General features: G+C 38.0%; 14 protein-coding genes and 1 other annotated feature. Of the genes, 5 read left to right on the top strand and 9 right to left on the bottom strand.

Features of this window, described 5'->3' with window-relative positions; all coding sequences use genetic code 11:
• Nucleotides 1-250: 250 nt before the first annotated feature.
• From H514_RS0103340 to ezrA, 5 genes are all read right to left on the bottom strand, one after another.
• Complete coding sequence (locus H514_RS0103340; RefSeq protein WP_027445667.1) at nt 251-451, bottom strand: alpha/beta-type small acid-soluble spore protein; 201 nt, start codon at nt 449-451, stop codon at nt 251-253.
• Nucleotides 452-537: 86 nt separating this feature from the next.
• The gene (thiI, locus tag H514_RS0103335; RefSeq protein ID WP_027445666.1) at nt 538-1,740 is read right to left on the bottom strand and encodes a tRNA uracil 4-sulfurtransferase ThiI; all 1,203 of its coding nucleotides are present in this window, start codon (nt 1,738-1,740) and stop codon (nt 538-540) included.
• Between the two features lie 5 nt (nt 1,741-1,745).
• The gene (locus tag H514_RS0103330) at nt 1,746-2,885 is read right to left on the bottom strand and encodes a cysteine desulfurase family protein (RefSeq protein ID WP_027445665.1); all 1,140 of its coding nucleotides are present in this window, start codon (nt 2,883-2,885) and stop codon (nt 1,746-1,748) included.
• A 777-nt stretch (nt 2,886-3,662) separates the two neighbouring features.
• Nucleotides 3,663-4,010 (bottom strand): hypothetical protein, encoded by a 348-nt coding sequence (locus H514_RS0103325; protein WP_027445664.1) that lies wholly within the window; start codon nt 4,008-4,010, stop codon nt 3,663-3,665.
• Between the two features lie 8 nt (nt 4,011-4,018).
• The gene (gene ezrA / locus H514_RS0103320) at nt 4,019-5,713 is read right to left on the bottom strand and encodes a septation ring formation regulator EzrA (RefSeq protein ID WP_027445663.1); all 1,695 of its coding nucleotides are present in this window, start codon (nt 5,711-5,713) and stop codon (nt 4,019-4,021) included.
• Between the two features lie 259 nt (nt 5,714-5,972).
• On the opposite strand from ezrA, the gene hisJ reads away from it, so the two are divergent.
• Nucleotides 5,973-6,776: a histidinol-phosphatase HisJ gene (hisJ, locus tag H514_RS0103315; protein ID WP_324604027.1), complete on the top strand. Its 804-nt coding sequence runs from the start codon at nt 5,973-5,975 to the stop codon at nt 6,774-6,776.
• On the opposite strand, the gene refZ is transcribed toward hisJ, so the two are convergent.
• Nucleotides 6,769-7,398, bottom strand: a complete 630-nt coding sequence (gene refZ, locus H514_RS0103310; protein WP_036843082.1) for a forespore capture DNA-binding protein RefZ — start codon at nt 7,396-7,398, stop codon at nt 6,769-6,771. The two genes, hisJ and refZ, sit on opposite strands and share 8 nt — an antisense overlap.
• A 135-nt stretch (nt 7,399-7,533) precedes the next feature.
• Between refZ and H514_RS0103305 the strand changes: the two genes are divergently transcribed.
• The gene (locus tag H514_RS0103305) at nt 7,534-8,013 is read left to right on the top strand and encodes a GAF domain-containing protein (protein WP_027445660.1); all 480 of its coding nucleotides are present in this window, start codon (nt 7,534-7,536) and stop codon (nt 8,011-8,013) included.
• A gap of 41 nt (nt 8,014-8,054) precedes the next feature.
• Here the strand turns inward: H514_RS0103305 and H514_RS0103300 are convergent, their stop codons facing one another.
• Nucleotides 8,055-9,968: a sensor domain-containing diguanylate cyclase gene (locus tag H514_RS0103300; protein ID WP_036843084.1), complete on the bottom strand. Its 1,914-nt coding sequence runs from the start codon at nt 9,966-9,968 to the stop codon at nt 8,055-8,057.
• 591 nt (nt 9,969-10,559) lie between these two features.
• On the opposite strand from H514_RS0103300, the gene rpsD reads away from it, so the two are divergent.
• Together rpsD and H514_RS0103290 are read left to right on the top strand one after the other, a co-directional pair.
• Nucleotides 10,560-11,162: a 30S ribosomal protein S4 gene (gene rpsD, locus H514_RS0103295; RefSeq protein WP_027445658.1), complete on the top strand. Its 603-nt coding sequence runs from the start codon at nt 10,560-10,562 to the stop codon at nt 11,160-11,162.
• A 141-nt stretch (nt 11,163-11,303) separates the two neighbouring features.
• Nucleotides 11,304-13,598, top strand: a complete 2,295-nt coding sequence (locus H514_RS0103290) for an ATP-dependent DNA helicase (protein WP_027445657.1) — start codon at nt 11,304-11,306, stop codon at nt 13,596-13,598.
• A gap of 50 nt (nt 13,599-13,648) precedes the next feature.
• Here the strand turns inward: H514_RS0103290 and H514_RS0103285 are convergent, their stop codons facing one another.
• Both H514_RS0103285 and tyrS read right to left on the bottom strand, forming a co-directional pair.
• A complete protein-coding gene (locus H514_RS0103285) occupies nt 13,649-14,218 on the bottom strand; it encodes a GNAT family N-acetyltransferase (protein WP_051255015.1) in 570 nt (189 codons plus the stop codon).
• A gap of 888 nt (nt 14,219-15,106) precedes the next feature.
• Nucleotides 15,107-16,375, bottom strand: a complete 1,269-nt coding sequence (gene tyrS, locus H514_RS0103275) for a tyrosine--tRNA ligase (RefSeq protein WP_027445654.1) — start codon at nt 16,373-16,375, stop codon at nt 15,107-15,109.
• A gap of 168 nt (nt 16,376-16,543) precedes the next feature.
• Nucleotides 16,544-16,754, bottom strand: a binding site (T-box leader).
• Between the two features lie 228 nt (nt 16,755-16,982).
• Between tyrS and H514_RS22430 the strand changes: the two genes are divergently transcribed.
• A complete protein-coding gene (locus tag H514_RS22430; protein WP_081672920.1) occupies nt 16,983-20,072 on the top strand; it encodes a transglycosylase domain-containing protein in 3,090 nt (1,029 codons plus the stop codon).
• The last annotated feature ends 1 nt before the right edge of the window (nt 20,073 follow it).

Here is a 20,073-nt window from a genome sequence, read left to right as displayed (position 1 = left end):
CGCGTGGAGGGAAGGAAACGGCAAACTGTCGTGGTAACAAAGGGAAGACGAGACCCCGCAGGCACGAGGAGGCTCGGCTTTTCTTCCACAACAGGCTTGCCGTTTCACTGACCGGAACAAATTACACAAAAGCAACGGACTCCTCTCAGTTTCAAGTCTTCAACATAACTGCCATATAATTGAATAAATCCAGTCTTAAAGTTAAAAAAGGGTAGTGAGCTAACTCACTACCCTCTTACCATATTATTCATTATTGTTGTTGACCGTTATACTGCTGTTCAGCAGCTTGAACTAAACGCTTGGTGATTTCACCGCCAACAGAGCCGTTTTGGCGAGACGTTGAATCTGGACCAAGTTGAACACCGAATTCTTGTGCAATTTCAGTTTTCATTTGATCTAAAGCTTGTTGTACACCAGGTACTACAAGTTGGTTAGAGTTGTTGTTTGCCATGATGAACTCACCTCCTTGTTACCTAGCATGTGTAACAAACCGAAAATAATCCATTCAGTTATTGGTAGTTCATGAAATCTTAGTCATTATAAAAGATCTGAGAACTCATCTTCTTGCTCTGCTTCTTCTGTGAACTCGATGACTTCAATGGATTCAAGCGTTTCTTCTAACTCCTCAGAGAAGTCAACTTTCGCCTCTAATTCATTAATCTTCTCACGGGTTGGGCGTGTTTTTGGCTGACTTGGCACGAATACTGTACAACAATCTTCATATGGACGAATGGAAATATCATACGTATCAATACGTTTTGAAATATCAATAATCTCAAGCTTGTCCATTGATACCAGTGGACGAATTATTGGATAATTGGTTACTTCGTTAATCGTATTCATACTCTCCATGGTTTGACTAGCTACTTGACCAAGACTCTCTCCAGTCGTAAAGGATAGGATGCCTTCTTTTTCAGCAACACGTTCACTGATCTTCATCATTAAACGACGCATTACAGTCATGCCGTATCCTTCAGGAATTTCACGATAAATCGTTTGTTGCAGCTTTGTAAATGGAACCACATGAACACGTAGCTTATGACCAAAACGAGTGAGTTGCTTTGCAAGGTCCATTACTTTTTGTTTAGATCGTTCACTTGTATAAGGCGGGGAATGGAAATGGATCGCTTCCATTTCAACACCTCGCTTCATTGACAAGAATCCAGCTACCGGACTGTCGATACCTCCAGAAAGCAGTAATAAGCTCTTCCCGGAAGTACCTACTGGTAAGCCACCAGCTCCCGGAATTTTTTTAGATGTAATATAAGTTCCATCTTTACGAATTTCAACTTGAAGCTCAATATCTGGATTATGAACATCTACAGAATATCCTTCTGTATTCGATAAAAGATGTCCACCAAGAACACGGTTCATATCTTGAGAACCAATAGGAAAGTCTTTGTCTACACGTCTTACTGAAACTTTAAATGTTTTCACATCTTCTGGCTCTGTTAAAGCAAACATAACCGCTTCTTTAATTTGTTCTTCTTCACTTTCAGATTTTATTGCTAAACTGAAGGATTGTATCCCAAATACATCTTTAAGCTGTTCCATGATTGGCTCAGGATCTTCTCCATTTAGCAAAATGTACATACGACTTCGATTACGTTTAATTTGGATGTTGGAAAAATTAGCGAGCTTCATTTTAACGTTCTCATACAAACGAGCTACGAAGTGCTTCAAGTTTTTCCCTTTTAACGACATTTCACCGTACCGGATTAATATATGATCATAGTTCATGTTATCTACCCCATTACTTCACTTAATTGATTCATGACGTCTTTAAACGCCTCACAAAAGGTTTTCGCTTCTTCTTTTGTACTATCATAAGATAAACTAACTCTTAGTGCAGATGAAGATCGTTTAAACTGATGTCCACATGCAGATAATACAGCACTTTCATCCGCATTTTTAGAAGAACAAGCGGACTTGGTTGATATATAAATGCCTTTTTCTCCAAGAGCATGAATCACAACTTCAGGTTTATAACCTGGCACTGAAAAATTCAAGATGTGAGGAGCACTATCCTCTGGTGAATTTATCATGACCTGAGGAAGATCCTTAAGACAATCTCTTAACTGTTTATTTAAGTTTTCAAGATGTCTGTACTGACTTTGTTGTTTATCTAAAATCATTCGTAAGGCCTTAACCATTGCCACAATACCAGCTAGATTTTCAGTCCCTGCTCTGTAAGAAGCCTCTTGGCTACCTCCATGGAGCAACGGAAACAAGGAGGTGTTTCGCTTTACAAATAACATCCCTGCTCCTTTTAATCCATGTATTTTATGACTCGACATCGTACATAAGTCAATGTGGGAGCTATGGAAATCAAGCGGAAGTTTACCTAATCCTTGTACGTGATCCACATGGAAAAACATTTTAGGATAATGACTTGCAATACGACCTATTTCTTCTATAGGTTGGACAGTCCCTAGCTCATTATTGACATGCATGACACTTAACAAAATGGTATCGTTTCGGATTGCATTCTTAACTTCCTCGACACGTAATCTTCCTTCTTCGTCAACGGGAAGGTACGTAACTTCAAAACCTAAACTTTCTAATGAACGACATGCTTCCAATACAGATGGATGTTCAATTGTTGTCGTAATAATGTGTTTGCCTCGATTCTGGTGCTGAAGAGCAATTCCTTTAATCGCTAAGTTATTTCCTTCAGTTCCACCAGATGTAAATATGATCTCTTCTTGATTCACATTTAGAAGCTGAGCTGCCTGCTTCTTGGATTGAAGCAAAAGCTTTTCAGTTTCACTTCCAAAACTATGAATGGAAGATGGATTTGCATAATAACGTTCGGAAACCTGTTGAAAACTTTTTAACGCTTCGGGAAAAGGCTTCGTCGTTGCACTATTATCAAAATAAATCATATCGCCCGAACCCCTTTATTATCATTTGCATTCCAATATCGTATCACAACTTGATTACTTTTTAAATATATCTCAGTAGAGAGATGACCTCTCTTTTAATATGGATCCAGAATAGAAAACAAATCCATCTATGATCTTTATTATATCAAACCAATTCCTTAAATAATCAAAAGGTATAGCTATTGGGAGTTATTCCGTTAAATGGCAGGATTGTGGAAGACTTGAAACTGAGAGGAGTCCGTTGCTGTTGTGTGATTTGTTCCGGTCAGTGAAACGGCAAGCCTGTTGTGGAAGAAAAGCCGAGCCTCCTCGTGCCTGCGGGGTCTCGTCTTCCCTTTGTTACCACGACAGTTTGCCGTTTCCTTCCCTCCACGCGATTATGAAGATTAACGGACCATAATTTGGACTTTCTCAACTCATATTGATTGGATATCAGATTCAGAGAAGTTGCTCAGAACCCTGGCATGATAGTGTTACACTACCAGGAATCCGACCACCTCATCCCAGAATTACGGCGGTTCCGTTATTCACCATTCGGCAAAGGTGGGCTGTGGAACGGGTTGACTCCAGCGGAAAAACGGGCTAGCGAGACCCCGCAAGGAGCGTAGCGGATGAGGAGGCTCGATAGTTCGTCCGCAGGAAAGCAACCCGTTCCACAGCCCGCCGCTCTTCACATAGCAACGGAACCATACGCACTCTATCTCGAATCCAAGTCTTCAATATAAGGAGGCTATAGCGGAATAAGAAAGAGAGGCTAAATAAACAAAAAACCCTCTCTTATTCCTTCTTGGAATCGAGAGGGGGTTTCTGTTCTTGTTCTATAGAAGCTAATAAATCATCAATAGAGAATTTATCTTTTCCCATTTCATTCACCCATTCACGCGTTATTCCACCACTAACAGTAATCTTACTGTTGTGTGGAAGAACTTGAGGCGAACGGATTTCTGCTAAATGCTCAACTAACATCCCATAATCTTGAGGAGCTTTTGTTTCTACTGTAACCTCCGCACGACTTATATGTGACGTAGCTTTCAATTGATCACCTGGGAAAAAGAACAACAATATAACCGATGACCAAACAAGCCCTGATATAACAGTTAAACTAATTAACAATCTCTTTTGCATAACATCACCTATCCAACGGGGGTTTTCATGTTGCTCTCAATTCGCTGTAGTGCCCCTGGTTCCACATTCTCCAAGGCTGCTGATGCTTGTTCTAGTGCCACATCATATTCATATGAACGAAATGCACCTTCTGATTCAGCTAATTTAGCAGCTAAGAATGGGTCTTTACTGCGATACCTATTGGCATATTGAATGACTTGCTCCGCCATATGAGCTTGGTCTAATAGTAGCTCTGTTTGCTCTTTTGCTTTACTTGCTTCTTTTTTAGCGTGATCAAGTGATTCATGTACTTTAGCCATATCCAGTGGCTGACAATCTAAGTGTTCTTCCACTTTAGCTAAGGCTTCAGTTGCTGCTTGCAATACATCTCTAATGTATACAGGAACTCCAGGCAAATTACTTTTTTGTAGTTTACGGTGAACAGTTAGAAGCTCTTTTTTCATTTCGTTTATGTGATCTGAGGCTTCTCGTTCACCTTTTCTCAAGTTGTAAAGACGTTCTTTAAATTGTTCATGTTGGTCGACTAATTCTGCTAACTGTGTTTCCCAGTTTTCTAAATCAGAACGGATAGAAGAATGAGCTGTTTCTTCTTTTTCCATATTCGTCTTCAACTCATCAAAGTGTTTGGTTAAGAGGCTTAACCATTTCTCCAAACTCATATGCATTTCAAGGTCTTTATCTTCTAGTTGATATGTATCTTGTAGTCGTTCAAGTTCATTTTTTGTTTCTTTCATGTCTTCTTTAGTCGTTTGTAATTGTTTGTATAATTGTGGTTGATGATGATCAATATAGTTCTTTGCAATAGCTTCCTTTTCCAACTCGCTATAAATCTCTTGGATTCGTTCTTCAATCTCTGGAACACGTGATTTCACATTATCCAGTTCAGCTTTCTCAAGAGATGAAACAAACCCTAAAAGCTCCTCTTGATAATTTTGAATCTCTTTATCAAACCCAAAGAGTTCAATATGGTAACCATCTTCTTTCATCTGGCGTATTCCAGCTTGTAGGTCATCCAACTCTGATGGAAGCTCTTGGTGGCACGCTTTATAAAGTGCTGGGAATTCTTCTAGTTTTTCTTCAAGTTGTTCCATTTTTTCCTTGGTTTCTTGAACAACCGATTGAGCTTCGAAATAATCTCCTTGCTCGACCAGTTGATAATATTTAAGCATCAATTCTTCAAGTTCATCAATCTGCATTTCAAATCGAACTTCTGCCTTGCCGTATCGATGTCGCTGTTGTAAAAGCTTTTTTCTAAACTCTTTAATGTTAGGCTGTAGAGCTTCAATGTCTTTTCTACTATTTTCTTCAGAGTGTAATAGGGTGTCTACTTCATCAAACATACCATTGATAGAGTTTTCAATAGATTGAAGTCTCTCTTCAACCTCATTGGTAACTTTTTTGGCAGATCGGAATCGATATTTATCAGCATATTCCTCTGCATCAAACAATCCTTCCTCAAGGTCCGGTAGCTGTTTGGCTAAAATATCATCCCACTCTTCACGCCAAGATTCAAATTTTTCTTGTGTCTCACCTGAAAGGTTCAAATTTTTAATTTTAGCCAGTTCTTCTGTAACCGGCCGATTGGTTATCTGCATTTTCCAGCTTTCTAGTCGGTCGACAGCATCATATACTTTTTTCCTCAACAACAAACCATAAATAATAAATACAATCAAAGTGAGTATGACAGCGATGACGTACCCCATAAAAAGCCTCCTAACAGCAAAGTCTTTCAAATTAAATTTTAAGTTCAATCAGGATGCAAAAGTAACCGAAATCATCCGAATATAGTGATAGGATTACCTTTGACATAACCTAATCGAACAACCGCAATCCTCTAAAATGTCAAATCGAGTCTAGTTATGTAGAGATATTGCCTTTATGATACCATGTATACAGCCTATTTGGCTAAAATTTTTCAAAATTATTAAGTAAATGTCATTTTTTTCTACAAGGAGCGAATAAATGATGATTATAGACGGGCACGTCCACACACCGTTTTGCCCTCATGGAACACGCGATACCCTAAAACAATACGTTGAAAACGCCATTTTTTTAGATTATCATTCAATTAGCTTTACAGAGCATGCTCCATTACCAAAAAATTTTCATGATCCAGTACCTACAAAGGATAGTGCGATCTCATTAAAGGACATGGAATCTTACATTAAAGCAATTCAGGATATAAAAGAAACGTACAAAAAGGATATTAATGTTCATATCGGTTTGGAAGTAGATTATATTGAGGGATATGAAGGAGAAATTAGGGAATTTTTGAATACCTATGGACCTATGTTAACAGACAGTATCCTTTCTGTTCATTTTTTAAAGGCTAGCGAGGATTATGTATGTATGGATTATGGGGTAGAAGCTTTTAAGGAGCTTGTACAATGCCTGGGTTCGGTGGATGCTGTTTATAAGCGATATTTCGAGACAGTTTTAAAATCAATATCGGCTGACTTAGGAACTTATAAACCTGAACGTATCGGACACATGACACTAGTCCAAAAGTTTAAAAAGCAATACCCGGCTACTACTTCCTTTCAGCAGGAGATAGACCATATACTAGATAAAGTGAACGAGCAAAACTATTCCTTGGATGTGAATAGTGCCGGGTTACGTAAACCATACTGCCTTGACAGTTATCCGCCAGACAGTGTGATAGCTAAAGCTAAGAATAAGGGGATCAATTTAGTGTACGGTTCTGATGCCCATAAAGCAGAGGACTTAGGAAAAGGTTACGAGCACCTAGAACATTATGTTAAATAATCCCCTCTTTCTTATAAGAAATTTTATGACTTTCTATTAAGTGATCAAACCATCGAATAATGGTTTGGGAATATTGTTCTGAAAAATAATTATCTGAGTGATCCAATACGTTCTGATCTCTCATATCATAAGGCATCATAAAAGGCGTCATAAGCATTCCTTTAAATTGGAGGAATAAATATTGGAGCTGAGTACCTTTTATCCCTGAACCATGTAAACATTGTTTAAACAAACGATAGAGAATATATTTTTCCTTAGCCAAATACGTCACCATCATTTCACGGACCAGGACGTTATCGAGTGTTAGTTCACGGTGAACGAAACATGTAAATTGATAGTGCTTCTTTTTATACTGTATAATGAGCTCTATTAATTGATAAAATGATTCTTTTGAATCCTCTTTTTGAGCATATTCTTCTAAAAGCTCAATATAAGGTTCAAAGTACTCTACCATTAAAAATTCAAGCAGGCCTTGCTTATTTTTAAAGTGATAACTAATCAACGAGACATTCACTTTGGCTCTGCCTGCGATATCACGTACAGAAGTGCCATGGTAACCTTTAGTAAAAAACAAATATCCAGATGCATCCATCACTTTCTGTTTCGTTGAAGCATTTCTCATCAAAATCCCCCTCCTATTAGACTGATTTCGCCTTAGAGAGGGGGATTCCTGCAACATTCTCTCGTCACTTTCCGAGCTGAATCTGTCGAAAGAATCAGAACCTAATATATTTATGACTACTGAGGAGGATTACTGATGTTTCATGTCGAGCAGTATAATGGCACAAAAGAACAAAATTATGAATTTCTTTTAAAACAATTAAAATCTCTTTTAGAGGATGAAAAGGATCAGATTGCTAACCTTTCTAATGCCTCTTCTTTGCTCAATCAATTCTTAGACCAAGTTAACTGGGTTGGATTTTATATTTGGAAGCAAGATGAATTGGTACTTGGACCTTTCCAGGGACTACCTGCATGCGTACGTATCCCATCTGGAAAAGGTGTTTGTGGAACTGCTATAGCTGAAGGTAAAACACAAGTTGTTGCAGATGTTCATCAATTCCCTGGGCATATCGCATGTGATGCAGCTAGCCAATCTGAAGTTGTCGTACCAATGTATGTAAACGGAGAACTATTTGGGGTATTAGATATTGATAGCCCTATTAAAAATCGTTTTGATGAAGTAGACGAAAAATATTTAAACCAATTTGCAGAATTAACATCAAAATATCTTTAATAACAAAAGCCATGGAATCAACTCCATGGCTTTTGTATGATTTAGTATTGAATACAACCCATTTCCCCTTCATGGCGAACCTGGTTTTTCCCTGCTTCTTTCGCTTCATATAGCGCTTTATCTGCACGTATAAAATAATCTTTCAAGTTATCTTGATTACCACGCCAATAAGAAACACCACAAGAAATCGTTACCGTTGGATTTGTAGAAGATTCGATTGTTGTTCTTAAACCTTCAGCTATTGCAAAAGCTTGTTCTAACGAATGCCTAGGTAAATATATAGCTAATTCTTCGCCTCCCCAACGAGCAACAATTCCCGCTGAACCAATCGTTTCATTCAACAAGTCACCTACTTGGACAATAACTTGGTCGCCAACTTGATGACCATACCGATCATTGATTTGTTTAAAGTTATCTATATCAACAATCATAAATACACCATAAGTTCCTTGACTAATGGAATCACTAATCGTTTCATCTAGGTACTTTCTAGAATAAAGTTTCGTTAAGTAATCCGTACGAACAAGTTGCTCTAATTCCTCTCTTAACATAGAGTTCGCAAATGCTAATGTTGAATGATGGACAAGCGACTGTAACAACTTAAATGTTTCAAAGGAAAAGAAATAAGGTGTAGGATGAAGGACAATTACGACACCTTTTACTGTTCCTCTTTGAATCATCGGGATCGCCATTACAGATTGATAATCACACTTCAAATTTGGGTTTTTAACAGAAAAATCTCCGATAAATAAGGCATCTTGATGATTACTTAACCTGTCATTGAGGTGATGTATAAATTGCTCAGCTTCAGCTGTATGAAAATATTCAGTACTTTCTTCTAGTATTTGATATGAAGTAACTTCCTCATCTTTAAACAGAACAAATCCAACTTCTTTTGCATCGAAAGAGTGTTTAATTTGATCTGCCATATAGGTTATGGTTTCAGATAAACGTAAATTTGAATTAAGCTTATGTGAAGTTTCATTTATTAGCTGAAGATCCGAGATTAAACGCTTCGATTGTTGGTACAATCTCGCATTTTCCAAAGCATTCCCAGCAGTATTGGCTAATAGTGTTATAAATTCTATATCATCATCAGGGAATAACATGGAGTTTGGCGCAATAACTTGTAAGACCCCATAAACTCCTTGCTTGCCTTTTAATGGTGCATATAAACAGGATTTTCTCTGGTCCATACGATCCTCGAATTGAATTTGCCCAGTTAGATAAGCCTGAGCACTAGCCTTACTCGTAATATCTTGATCATACATTAACTCTTTTATTGGCAAATCACGTTTAGTGGAATAATCATGGGATAATAACAGGTAGTATTCAAATTTCGGATACACCTCCCGAAGTGTATCTATGATTTCAGCAAGAACATCATCCATATTCATAGAAGAATGAAATTTTGATGTTACCCGAAATAATAATTCGTACTTTTTCTCTTCATCTAACGTTCTATAATAGCTTTCCATTTTCATCAAAACTTTTAACACTTCAAACCCTATAGCCTGAAGGTCAGTACAGAATTCTTTTGTAAAAGTGAAATCAGAAAAAGCTAGAAATAGAAAACCAAAGACACGATTTTCTACCTTTAAAGGGATAACAAAATTTGAATGATCATTATTGTCATTTCTTAATTGGTAACCATTTAGTATTTCTGTATCCCAAAGTCTATTCTCACCTTTGAATTCTACCCATTCAGAGAGAGTAAATGGAGATCGTTTTATGCGATGTGAATCAGGGGTTGCATTTGACTTTAAATGAAACTTGTCTTCCCATTCATCATAAATGTAAATTCCAATTTCAGAAGGACAAAGGATTTTTGTCATTTCTACTGTCATTTCATCAAGAAATTGTTCAAATGATCGATTTGATTTAGATGTGAACAGATCATAGAATCGAACTTTGAGATCGCTATAAATTTGAGGTTGAAAGTTATTCGTAATCATCCATACATCACCTTATCTCCCATGGAGTTTTACATTATAATAGGTTTTCTCATTATTATATCGGTAATAGTCTTAATTTCCTAATCATTTTGACTTATTTTTTTAAAAAAGTTTAATCTAATATATGATCCGCGATTTTTTTGTTTTCCCCTATTTAGGTATTTAAAACTTTATAAATATGTTGTTCATAAGCCTTTTGTACCAAAAACTTTCTTTAAAATATTCTCTTCATTATCTTGATATTGATATAATGCACATTATATCATGATATAAGTTACTTTGATTATAAAAATCATATTCATACTCTATTCTAATTTCTTCTATAAACCTCTACCCTCTTTTGCAATCATAATATAATTCATTCTTAAGTTTTCTTGACTTATTCATATAAAAAACTTATAATAGCCTTTGTGTAAAATAAAAGGCAGCTTAGGTGAACCACCGTTGCACTAGTTTGTTCCTCATATAGAGGTGTATTGCGTAACCCTCTGCTGCTGGGGCGAAGATACATGAAAAACAAAATGGTCTGCGAGATCGGTACACTCTGTTTTTATTTTATGCAAATAAAATAGATAAAGGAGAGATGACCCAATGGCACGTTTCACAGGTTCCACTTGGAAAAAATCTCGTCGTCTCGGTATTTCCTTAACAGGTACTGGGAAAGAATTAGAAAAACGCCCTTACGCTCCAGGACAACATGGTCCTAACCAGCGTAAAAAACTTTCAGAATATGGCATGCAGCTTCAAGAGAAGCAAAAGCTTCGTTTCATGTTCGGAATCAACGAACGTCAATTCCGTAGCATGTTCGATGAAGCAGGTAAAATGAAAGGTGTTCATGGTGAGAACTTCTTAACACTATTAGAATCTCGCCTAGACAACGTCGTTTACCGCATGGGTCTTGCACGCACTCGTCGTCAAGCTCGCCAACTTGTTAACCATGGTCACATCGTTGTAGATGGTGGTCGCGTAGACATCCCATCTTACCGCGTTAAGCCTGGTCAAACAATCGGTGTTCGTGAAAAATCAGCTAACCTTGACATCATCAAGGACGCTGTAGAAGTGAACAACTTCGTACCAGAATACCTTTCTTTCGACGAAGAAAAGCTTGAAGGTTCTTATGTACGTTTCCCTGAACGTTCTGAAATGCCTTCTGAAATCAACGAAGCGCTTATCGTTGAGTACTACTCTCGTTAATATGCTTCAGAAAAACCTGGTCTGTTTACAGATCAGGTTTTTTTATTATTTAATTTTATTACAAAACTCTCTCCAATAACATGATCCCCTTAAACATGATATACTAACAGAACATACGTTTGAAAAAAGATTGGTGATAACATGGAGCAACACATACATATTTCTGTAAGGTCTCTAGTCGAGTATGTTTATCGAAGTGGATCAATAGATACTGGTTTAAAAACTGCAACCTCTATGCATGAAGGGACTCGGCTTCATCAAGAAATCCAAAATGATTATAAAGAAGATGACCAAAAAGAAGTCTATCTCAAAACAAACATAGACTTTAATGGGATAACCTACACAGTGGATGGTCGATGTGATGGGGTATTAACAGAAGGTGAAGCTACTATAATAGACGAAATAAAGTCCACTTCTCTCAACATAAGTGATATTGACCATAATCACTCCCCAGTTCATTGGGCACAAGTAAAATTTTATGCTTTTATGTATTTACTTGAGCATGATCAGCAGGATATCACCATACAGCTCACATATATTCAGAATCAGTCTAAAGAAAAGAAGCGATTCAAAGAAGCTGTTTCATTAAGTGAATTGCACCCTTATGTTGAATGGATCATCCACGAGTATTCACCCTATGCCAAGTTAATGTTAGAACATAAAAAGAAACGAAACGAGAGTACACAAGCACTCCCCTTCCCATTTCCTGAATTTCGTAAGGGACAACGAAAACTTGCCGGAGCTGTCTACAAAACCATTCAAGACAAAACAAATCTATTTGCCAATGCACCAACTGGTACAGGAAAAACAATCTCTACCCTATTTCCATCTGTTAAAGCAATAGGTGAAGGACACTTAGAGCAGATCTACTATTTAACCGCCAAAACAACTACAAGACAAACTGCAGAAGAAACATTCTCTTTAATGGCTCGTGAAGGTTTATCCATGCACACTGTTTCTATAACTGCAAAAGATAAAATTTGCTTTAAAGAAGAAACCATTTGCCAAAAAGATTATTGCGAATTTGCCAATGGTTATTATGACCGAATTAACGGTGCTATACTTGACCTTTTCAAACATGAAACCAACATAAGTCGTGAAGTAATTGAATCTTATGCTAGAAAGCATCAAGTTTGCCCTTTTGAATTTTCACTAGATGCCTCCTATCAAGCTGATGCTATCATTTGTGATTACAATTATATTTTTGACCCTCGTGTTTCTTTAAAAAGAATGTGGAACGAATCGAAAGCTAAAACAGCTTTATTAATCGATGAAGCTCATAACCTTGTAGACCGTTCACGTTCTATGTTTTCAGCTGAGCTTTTTAAATCCGAATTTCTTGACCTAAAGCGTACCTATAAAAATCATAATGAAGACCTTTTTGAGTCCGCTAAAGCTATTAATGACCGGATGCTTCAGATGAAAAAAGAAATGATGGAAAATGAAACAGAAAAGAAGAGTGAGCATAAGCCCTCTTCATTGATTGAATTGGTTGAGCAGTTTAATGAAAGTGCAGAAAAAGAATTAGTTCAATCTCAGCAATCAGTGGATCAGGATAAACTCTTAGAAGCTTATTTTAATACGTTAAGTTTTATACGAATCGCAAAACTGTATGATTCATCATTTATTACGTACCTACAACGATACAAAAGTGAAGTACGTATAAACCTATTTTGCGTCGATCCTTCAGGTTTACTTCAAAAGATGGGCAAAGGATATAGAGCAAAAACCTACTTTTCAGCTACGCTTATGCCCATGCCCTATTACCAAAACATGTTAGGCTGGAAAGATGAAGATTATCGGTTAAGCATCCCTTCCCCCTTTCCTGTTGAAAACTCTGAGGTCTATGTGAAACCAACCTCAACACGTTACCGTGATCGTGAAAAATCTATAAAACCTATTATTCAAACTATCGGTGAATTTACTAATAATGCTGGTAACTTTCTTGTATTCTTTCCATCTTATCAATACATGAATGAGGTTTATGAGGCATTTTCTATGGAATACGAACACATTGAAACGATACTACAGGAAAACCAAATGAACGATACTGAACGGGAAGCATTTTTGGCACGTTTCCAAGAAGGACGTACACAGCCGTTAGTTGGCTTCGCTGTACTAGGTGGAGTCTTTTCTGAAGGTGTGGATCTAAAGGGAGACCGTTTAAACGGCGTTCTCATCATAGGAACAGGAATGCCAAAGTTAAACTATGAGCGAGATATCATTAAAGATTACTTCCAGGAGAACTCGGGCCAAGGGTTTGACTATGCTTATGTCTATCCTGGTATGAATAAAGTGCTTCAAGCTGGTGGCCGTTTAATCCGAACAGATACAGACAATGGATTTATCGTACTGATCGATGACCGTTTTTTACAACCGAAGTACCGAACTCTTTTACCCCCTGAATGGAGAGACTTTACATTATTATCAAAGTAGAATCTCTCATACTAAAACACATGTGAATTCACATGTGTTTTTGGTTTCCTTTAGTTTTTTAGCCGCTTTTCATATTCAGGTTTTAACATGGAGTATACCTCAGTATTATGAAAATGTTTCCCATCGAAATCTGTTTGTCGAAGTACACCTTCTTTGATGAATCCAAACTTTTTCAATAACGCTCGAGAAGCTACATTCCCTGAGAATATATCTCCTACTATCCGATTTAACCCTATTTCATTAAAGGCGTAAGCTAAGGCACGTTCTAAAACCTGTGACATAACACCACTATTTTGAAAATCAGGGTGTATAATAGCTCCTAATTCAGCCTTCTTATGCCACATATGTAGCTTGTGAAGCCGAAAAATCCCTATGACATTGTTACTTTCTCGGTGAACAATTACCCAAGGTATTTCTTTTTCATCTTTAAAACCTTGAAGATAATCAATGATTTTCTCTCTCATTTCAATAAGAGATTGAATAGGATGGGGTGTGATGTATTTCATAGTAGTTTCATTTTTCAATATTTGATATAGAGATTCAGCATCCTTTTTCTCTAATCCTCTCAAGAAGTAATGTTCAGTTCGAAGTGTTGGAATGGTTTCTGTATTTATGTCCAAACCTCTCCCTCCCTTTATTGTTAACTGGATTATTCTACATCTATTATCTGTTTACCTTCTTAGTTTATTTGGTTCTTCAATTTAAGCCCCCTATTGTTGAAGACTTGGTTTCGAGATAACTAGTGAGGTGGAGGTCCGTTTCCGGAAAGAGAGTAAGGGGTTCAGTGAAACGGCAATACTCCTGCTGCCCCACACGACGTGGGGTAGGTCGACGTTGCCACACGATGTGGCGGGTTTAGTCGATCTTCCTTGTTTATTTTCAGCTTCCTCGTTCGCAAGCTCTCTGCGGGATCTCGTCCGCCCTTTCTACCGCGGGAGTTTGCCGTTTCCCTCACCCCTTTCCCTTTATGGAAATTAACGGACCCTAGTATTGTGAGCTCTAAACCTTACGGACATCTGTTCCGTTATTTTGAACTTTAAGGGCATTTCGAGATTCATTACGGACATATGGTACCTTATTTGTGACAAATCGGGCTATTTCAAGGTGATTTGAAGCAAATAGGGGAATGAATGTCCGTAAGCTCTTCAGAAAAATCATTTTAAGGTAAAATAACGGAACAAATGTCCGCAAGCATCTCCTCTTAACGCGCTGCGGTTCCGTTAGTCACCATTCGGCTAAGGTGGGCTGGGAAACGGGCTGACTCCTCCGGAAAAACGGGCGAGCGAGACCCCGCAGAGAACAGAGTGAACGAGGAGGCTCGATCGTTCGTCCGGGGAAAGTAGCCCGTTTCCCAGCTCACCGAACTCCACAAAGGGAACGGAACCGCCTCTTCTGCGAAAACAGTTATCCCAGATAACTTCCATTTAATGGAATAAACCACCTTCCTAAAGTATTAAAAAAGCCGTATGTGAACGATTCATTCACACACGGCTTTTCTTCAGTTCATCTTACTCATAACGAATTAAGAAATACTTCTTTTTCCCTCTACGGATAATGGTGAATTTGCCATCAATTCGATCCTCATCATCTACAGTGTACTTAAGATCCTGTTGACGCTCACCATTAATATAAATCGCACCGTTCTGGATATCCTCACGAGCTTGGCGTTTAGAAGAAGAAATTTTAGCTTCCACTAGAAGGTCAATTAAGCCTTTTTCATCTTCAGAAAAAGAATGAGTTGGAACATCTTTAAAACCTTGCTCAATCTCTTCTCCAGTTAGTCCTTTAAGATCTCCACTAAACAATGCTTCTGTAATTTTTTGAGCTTGTTTTAGTGCGGCTTCATCATGAACCATTTTTGTTACTTCTTCAGCTAAACGACGTTGAGCAACTCGTTTTTCTGGCTGATTTTCAACTTCTTTCTTAAGCTCATCAATCTCTTCAAGACTTAAGAATGTAAAGTAATGCAAGAAGTTAATAACATCACGATCATCCGTGTTAATCCAGAATTGGTAAAATTCATAAGGTGTTGTTTTCTCTGGATCTAACCAAATTGCTCCTCCAGCTGTTTTACCGAATTTGCTACCATCCGCTTTTGTAATTAACGGTACCGTTAGGCCAAAAGCTTTTGCTTCTTCCCCTTCTTCTGAGGAGCGACGAATCAACTCTAAACCTGCAGTGATATTTCCCCACTGATCACTTCCACCAATCTGTAATGTGCAATTTTCTTTACGAAAAAGGTTTAGGAAGTCGTAAGATTGTAAAATCATATAACTAAATTCAGTAAATGAAATACCGTGTTGAATACGAGATTCAACTGAATCTTTTGCTAACATGTAGTTAACTCCAAAGTGTTTACCAACATCACGCAAGAACTCAATCATCGTCATGCCTGAAAGCCAGTCTAAGTTATTTCGAACAGTTGCAGCATTTCCAACCTTTTCAAAATCAAGCACTTTCGCAAGTTGACCAGCTATTTTCTCACTATATTCGCGAACAGTACCCTCATCATTAAGTTGACGTTCACTTGAACGGCCACTTGGGTCACCGATTAAACCCGTTCCGCCACCAACAAGAGCGAGTGGACGGTGTCCTGCCTCTTGGAAACGTTTTAAAATCAAGATGGCTACTAAATTTCCGATGTGTAAGCTGTCTGCTGTTGGATCGAATCCACAGTATAATGTGACTTGGTTATTAGCCAAATGTTCTTTCAAACCAGCTTCATCAGTCGTTTGGTTTAACAAACCACGAGCTTGTAAATCTTGTAAAATATCCATGATTACACTCCTTGTTTACATAGGTCTATGTTTTGATTTTTCCATAAAAATATTTATTACGTGTTTACAGTATTTACGTCTTCCCTTATAAGGTGAACAAGGAAGATTATGGTGCAAATAACGTATCCTAGGAGGTTTAAGGCATATAAAAAACCCCGCCCTACATAAAAAAGGGACGAGGTTTGATCGCGGTACCACCCTTGTTGTAACAAGAAATCTTGTTACCACTCGGAAAAAATAACGGTTTTTAACCGTCTTCTGATTTCGCAGAAGATACTCCAGGACGTAATTCACAATTTGTTCTGTACTGACTTTCACCAACCGTCAGCTCTCTAAAATCAGAAAACAAATCATTACTGCAACCCTTCAACGCTCAATATTTAAATACTGTGAGATATTTATATCACATATTAAAATGAAAAGCAATATTCAAAATGCGGAGATTCTCCTAAAGATTGTGAGAAGCAATTGTGTAAAAACAAGGTATAAAAGTATGAAAGAATAATAGATTTAACCTATTATTCTTCATGAAAAAGGAAAGTAGAATCATGTCTCCTTATGGGGGATTATGGTATAATGGCAAGTGTTATTATTAGGGGGTAATAGTATGAGTAATAACCAGTCAAATGGTTCGAATAGATCACGCTTTAAAGAATGGTGGCAAACAGGGAAAATCCAAAAAACATCCCGAATCACCTATGATGTCATTTGGAACATTGTCTTGTTTTTCATCATTGTTGGCGTGGTGGGTATCTTCTTTGCTGGGGGGCTGGGTGCAGGGTATTTCGCATCACTTGTAAAAGATGAGCCAGTCCGTGCAGAAGAAGATATGAAGAAAGATGTTTATAACTATGAAGAAAACACAGAACTCTATTTTGCACAAGAAAAGTACTTTGGTAAAATACGCTCTGATTTATATCGTGAAGAAGTAACTTTAGATCAAGTTTCAAAGCATTTAAAAAATGCTGTTATAGCTACAGAAGATGCATACTTTAGAGAGCACAACGGTATTGTACCTAAAGCAATCATGCGTGCAATCTTCCAAGAACTCACAAACGCTAGTGTTAAAACTGGTGGTAGTACTTTAACGCAACAGTTAATCAAGAACCAAATATTAACAAATGAAGTGTCATTTGAACGTAAAGCAAAAGAAATGTTATTAGCTATGCGTTTAGAGAAATTCTTTGAAAAAGATGAAATACTTGAAGCTTACCTTAATGTCGTACCATTCGGACGAGATTCTTCAGGTCGAAACATTGCAGGTGTTGAAACAGCAGCACAAGGTATTTTTGGTAAAAGTGCAGATGAACTCAACCTTGCACAAGCTGCTTATATTGCAGGAATGCCACAAAGTCCATTCCTTTATACACCATTTAAAAATAATGGTGAAGTGAAAAGTGTTGAAGGGATTACCCCAGGAATGGAACGGATGAGAACCGTTCTATCTCGTATGAAAGAAGCTGAGATGATTACATCAGAAGAGTACGAAAAAGCAATCAATTACAACATAGCTGCTGATCTTGCTGAGCCTCAGCCTTCACCTATTCAAAAGTATCCGTGGTTAACGATTGAAATTGAAAAGAGAGCTACAAAGATTTTAGCCGATAAATTAGCTGAACAAGATGGCTATACAGAAGAAGACTTAAAAGCAAATGAATCCTTACGCGAACAGTACAATATCCTTGCAGATCGAAGCTTGCGTCAAGAAGGCTATAAAATTCATACAACAATAGATAAAGAAATCTATGACAAGATGCAACAGATCGCAAAAGAGTATAAGCAATATGGGCCTGATAAACCTCAAAAGGTTACAGACCCTGAAACCGGAGAACAAAAAACAATCATGGAACCCGTCCAAGTCGGTGGAATGCTACTTGAAAATAGCACAGGGAAAATTATCGGCTTTATTGGTGGTCGTGATTATGAAAAAGAAAACTTAAACCACGCAACAGATGCATTACGTCCAAATGGAAGTACAATGAAGCCACTTCTCGTATATGCACCAGCCATTGAACTGGGTGAAGCCCAGCCAGGCTCTGTTGTAGCAGATATTGAAAAAGAATTTGATGCAGGTACAGATACTTGGACACCTGGAAACTATACAGGTCGTTTTCACGGTTTAACTTCTGTACGTTATGCCTTAGCCAAATCATTTAACGTTCCAGCCGCTAGAACTTATGCTGATATTATTGATCAAAACCCAGGTTCTTTCTTAGAAAAAATGGGTTTCACATCATTAGTTGAAGAAGATAAGCACATTTTGTCTGCTTCTCTTGGAGCTACTAGAAACGGTGTAAGTATTGAAGAAAACACAAATGCTTATGCTACATTCGGTAATATGGGTAAATTCGTAGACGCTTATATGATCGAACGAATTGAGTCTCCAGACGGGGACGTCCTTTATGAGCATGAAAGCAAAACTCAAGATGTATTTAGTCCTCAAACATCTTATTTAACAATTGATATGATGCGCGACGTTTTAGAGTACGGAACAGCAACTTACGCTCAATATCAACTGAACAATAAAAATGTGGACTGGGCCGGAAAGACAGGTACCTCTCAGGATTGGCATGATACTTGGTTCGTCGCTACAAACCCTAATGTAACAATGGGGATGTGGATGGGCTATGACACACCTAAATCAATTAATCGATGCTATGAATGTAATCTTGGTTACAGTAACCGAAACGTAAACCTTTGGGCCAAAGTTGTTAATGCAGCAACAGAAATCCGACCAGAACTAATGGCACCAGAAAAAGACTTCAAACGTCCTGGTGGTATCGTAAGCAGTTCATACTGTGCTTCTTCTGGTAAATTGCCAACAGAACTTTGTCAGCAGCTTGGATTAGTAAAAAGTGATATCTATTACGCCAAGCATGCACCGACCAAAAAAGACGATAGTTTAATACAATCACAATACGTTACAATTGGTGAAACAACTTACGTAGCTGGAGCATCAACACCAGCTGAATTCACAAATGAAGGCATATTCTTTAACCCAGAGTGGCTAAAAGAGAAAGGCTATGACAATTTAGAAGACTACAGTAAACTTGTACCAAACAACGAGCGTTGGGCAGACATTCGCGTTCCATCAACTGAAGAAGTACCAAATGATGGTCAGGCACCTGCAGCACCTGCTCAAATATCAGCAAGTGGTGGAACTTTAAATTGGTCACCTTCTGAAAGTTCAGATGTCGTGGGTTATCGCGTATATCGTGCTAGTGCTCCTGGTGGGGTTTATCAACTAGCAGGAAGCTCTGGAGGAACAAGTATTGGTATTTCTGGTAGAGGTGTATATATCGTCCGCGCGGTAGACTACTTTGGAATGGAATCAGGATCATCTCCATCTGTGGTATATGGTGACTTTACTCCAGATGAACCAGAAGATAACGATAATGGTGGTCAAAACGATTCTAATTCAGGGTCTGATTCAAATGATGATAATTCATCTGATAATAGTGATAATGACTCTGGCTCGGATGATAATTCTAACAATGACTCGAATGACGGATCGAATGATGATTCTACTAACGATGATAGTTCAACCGATCAAAACAACGATAGCGGAGGAACAAATGACGGAGGATCTGACAGTGGATCTGACAGCGATTCCGGCTCTGACAGTGGAGGCCAAGACTCAGGAGGATCAACTGACAGCGGATCCGATTCCTCTGGCTCAGATAATACCGAAGAATAAC

The organism is Pontibacillus marinus BH030004 = DSM 16465, assembly GCF_000425225.1.
Classification (GTDB): domain Bacteria; phylum Bacillota; class Bacilli; order Bacillales; family BH030062; genus Pontibacillus; species Pontibacillus marinus.
Note: the sequence above shows the minus strand (reverse complement) of the source record. Positions and strands in the feature narration are given on the sequence as shown.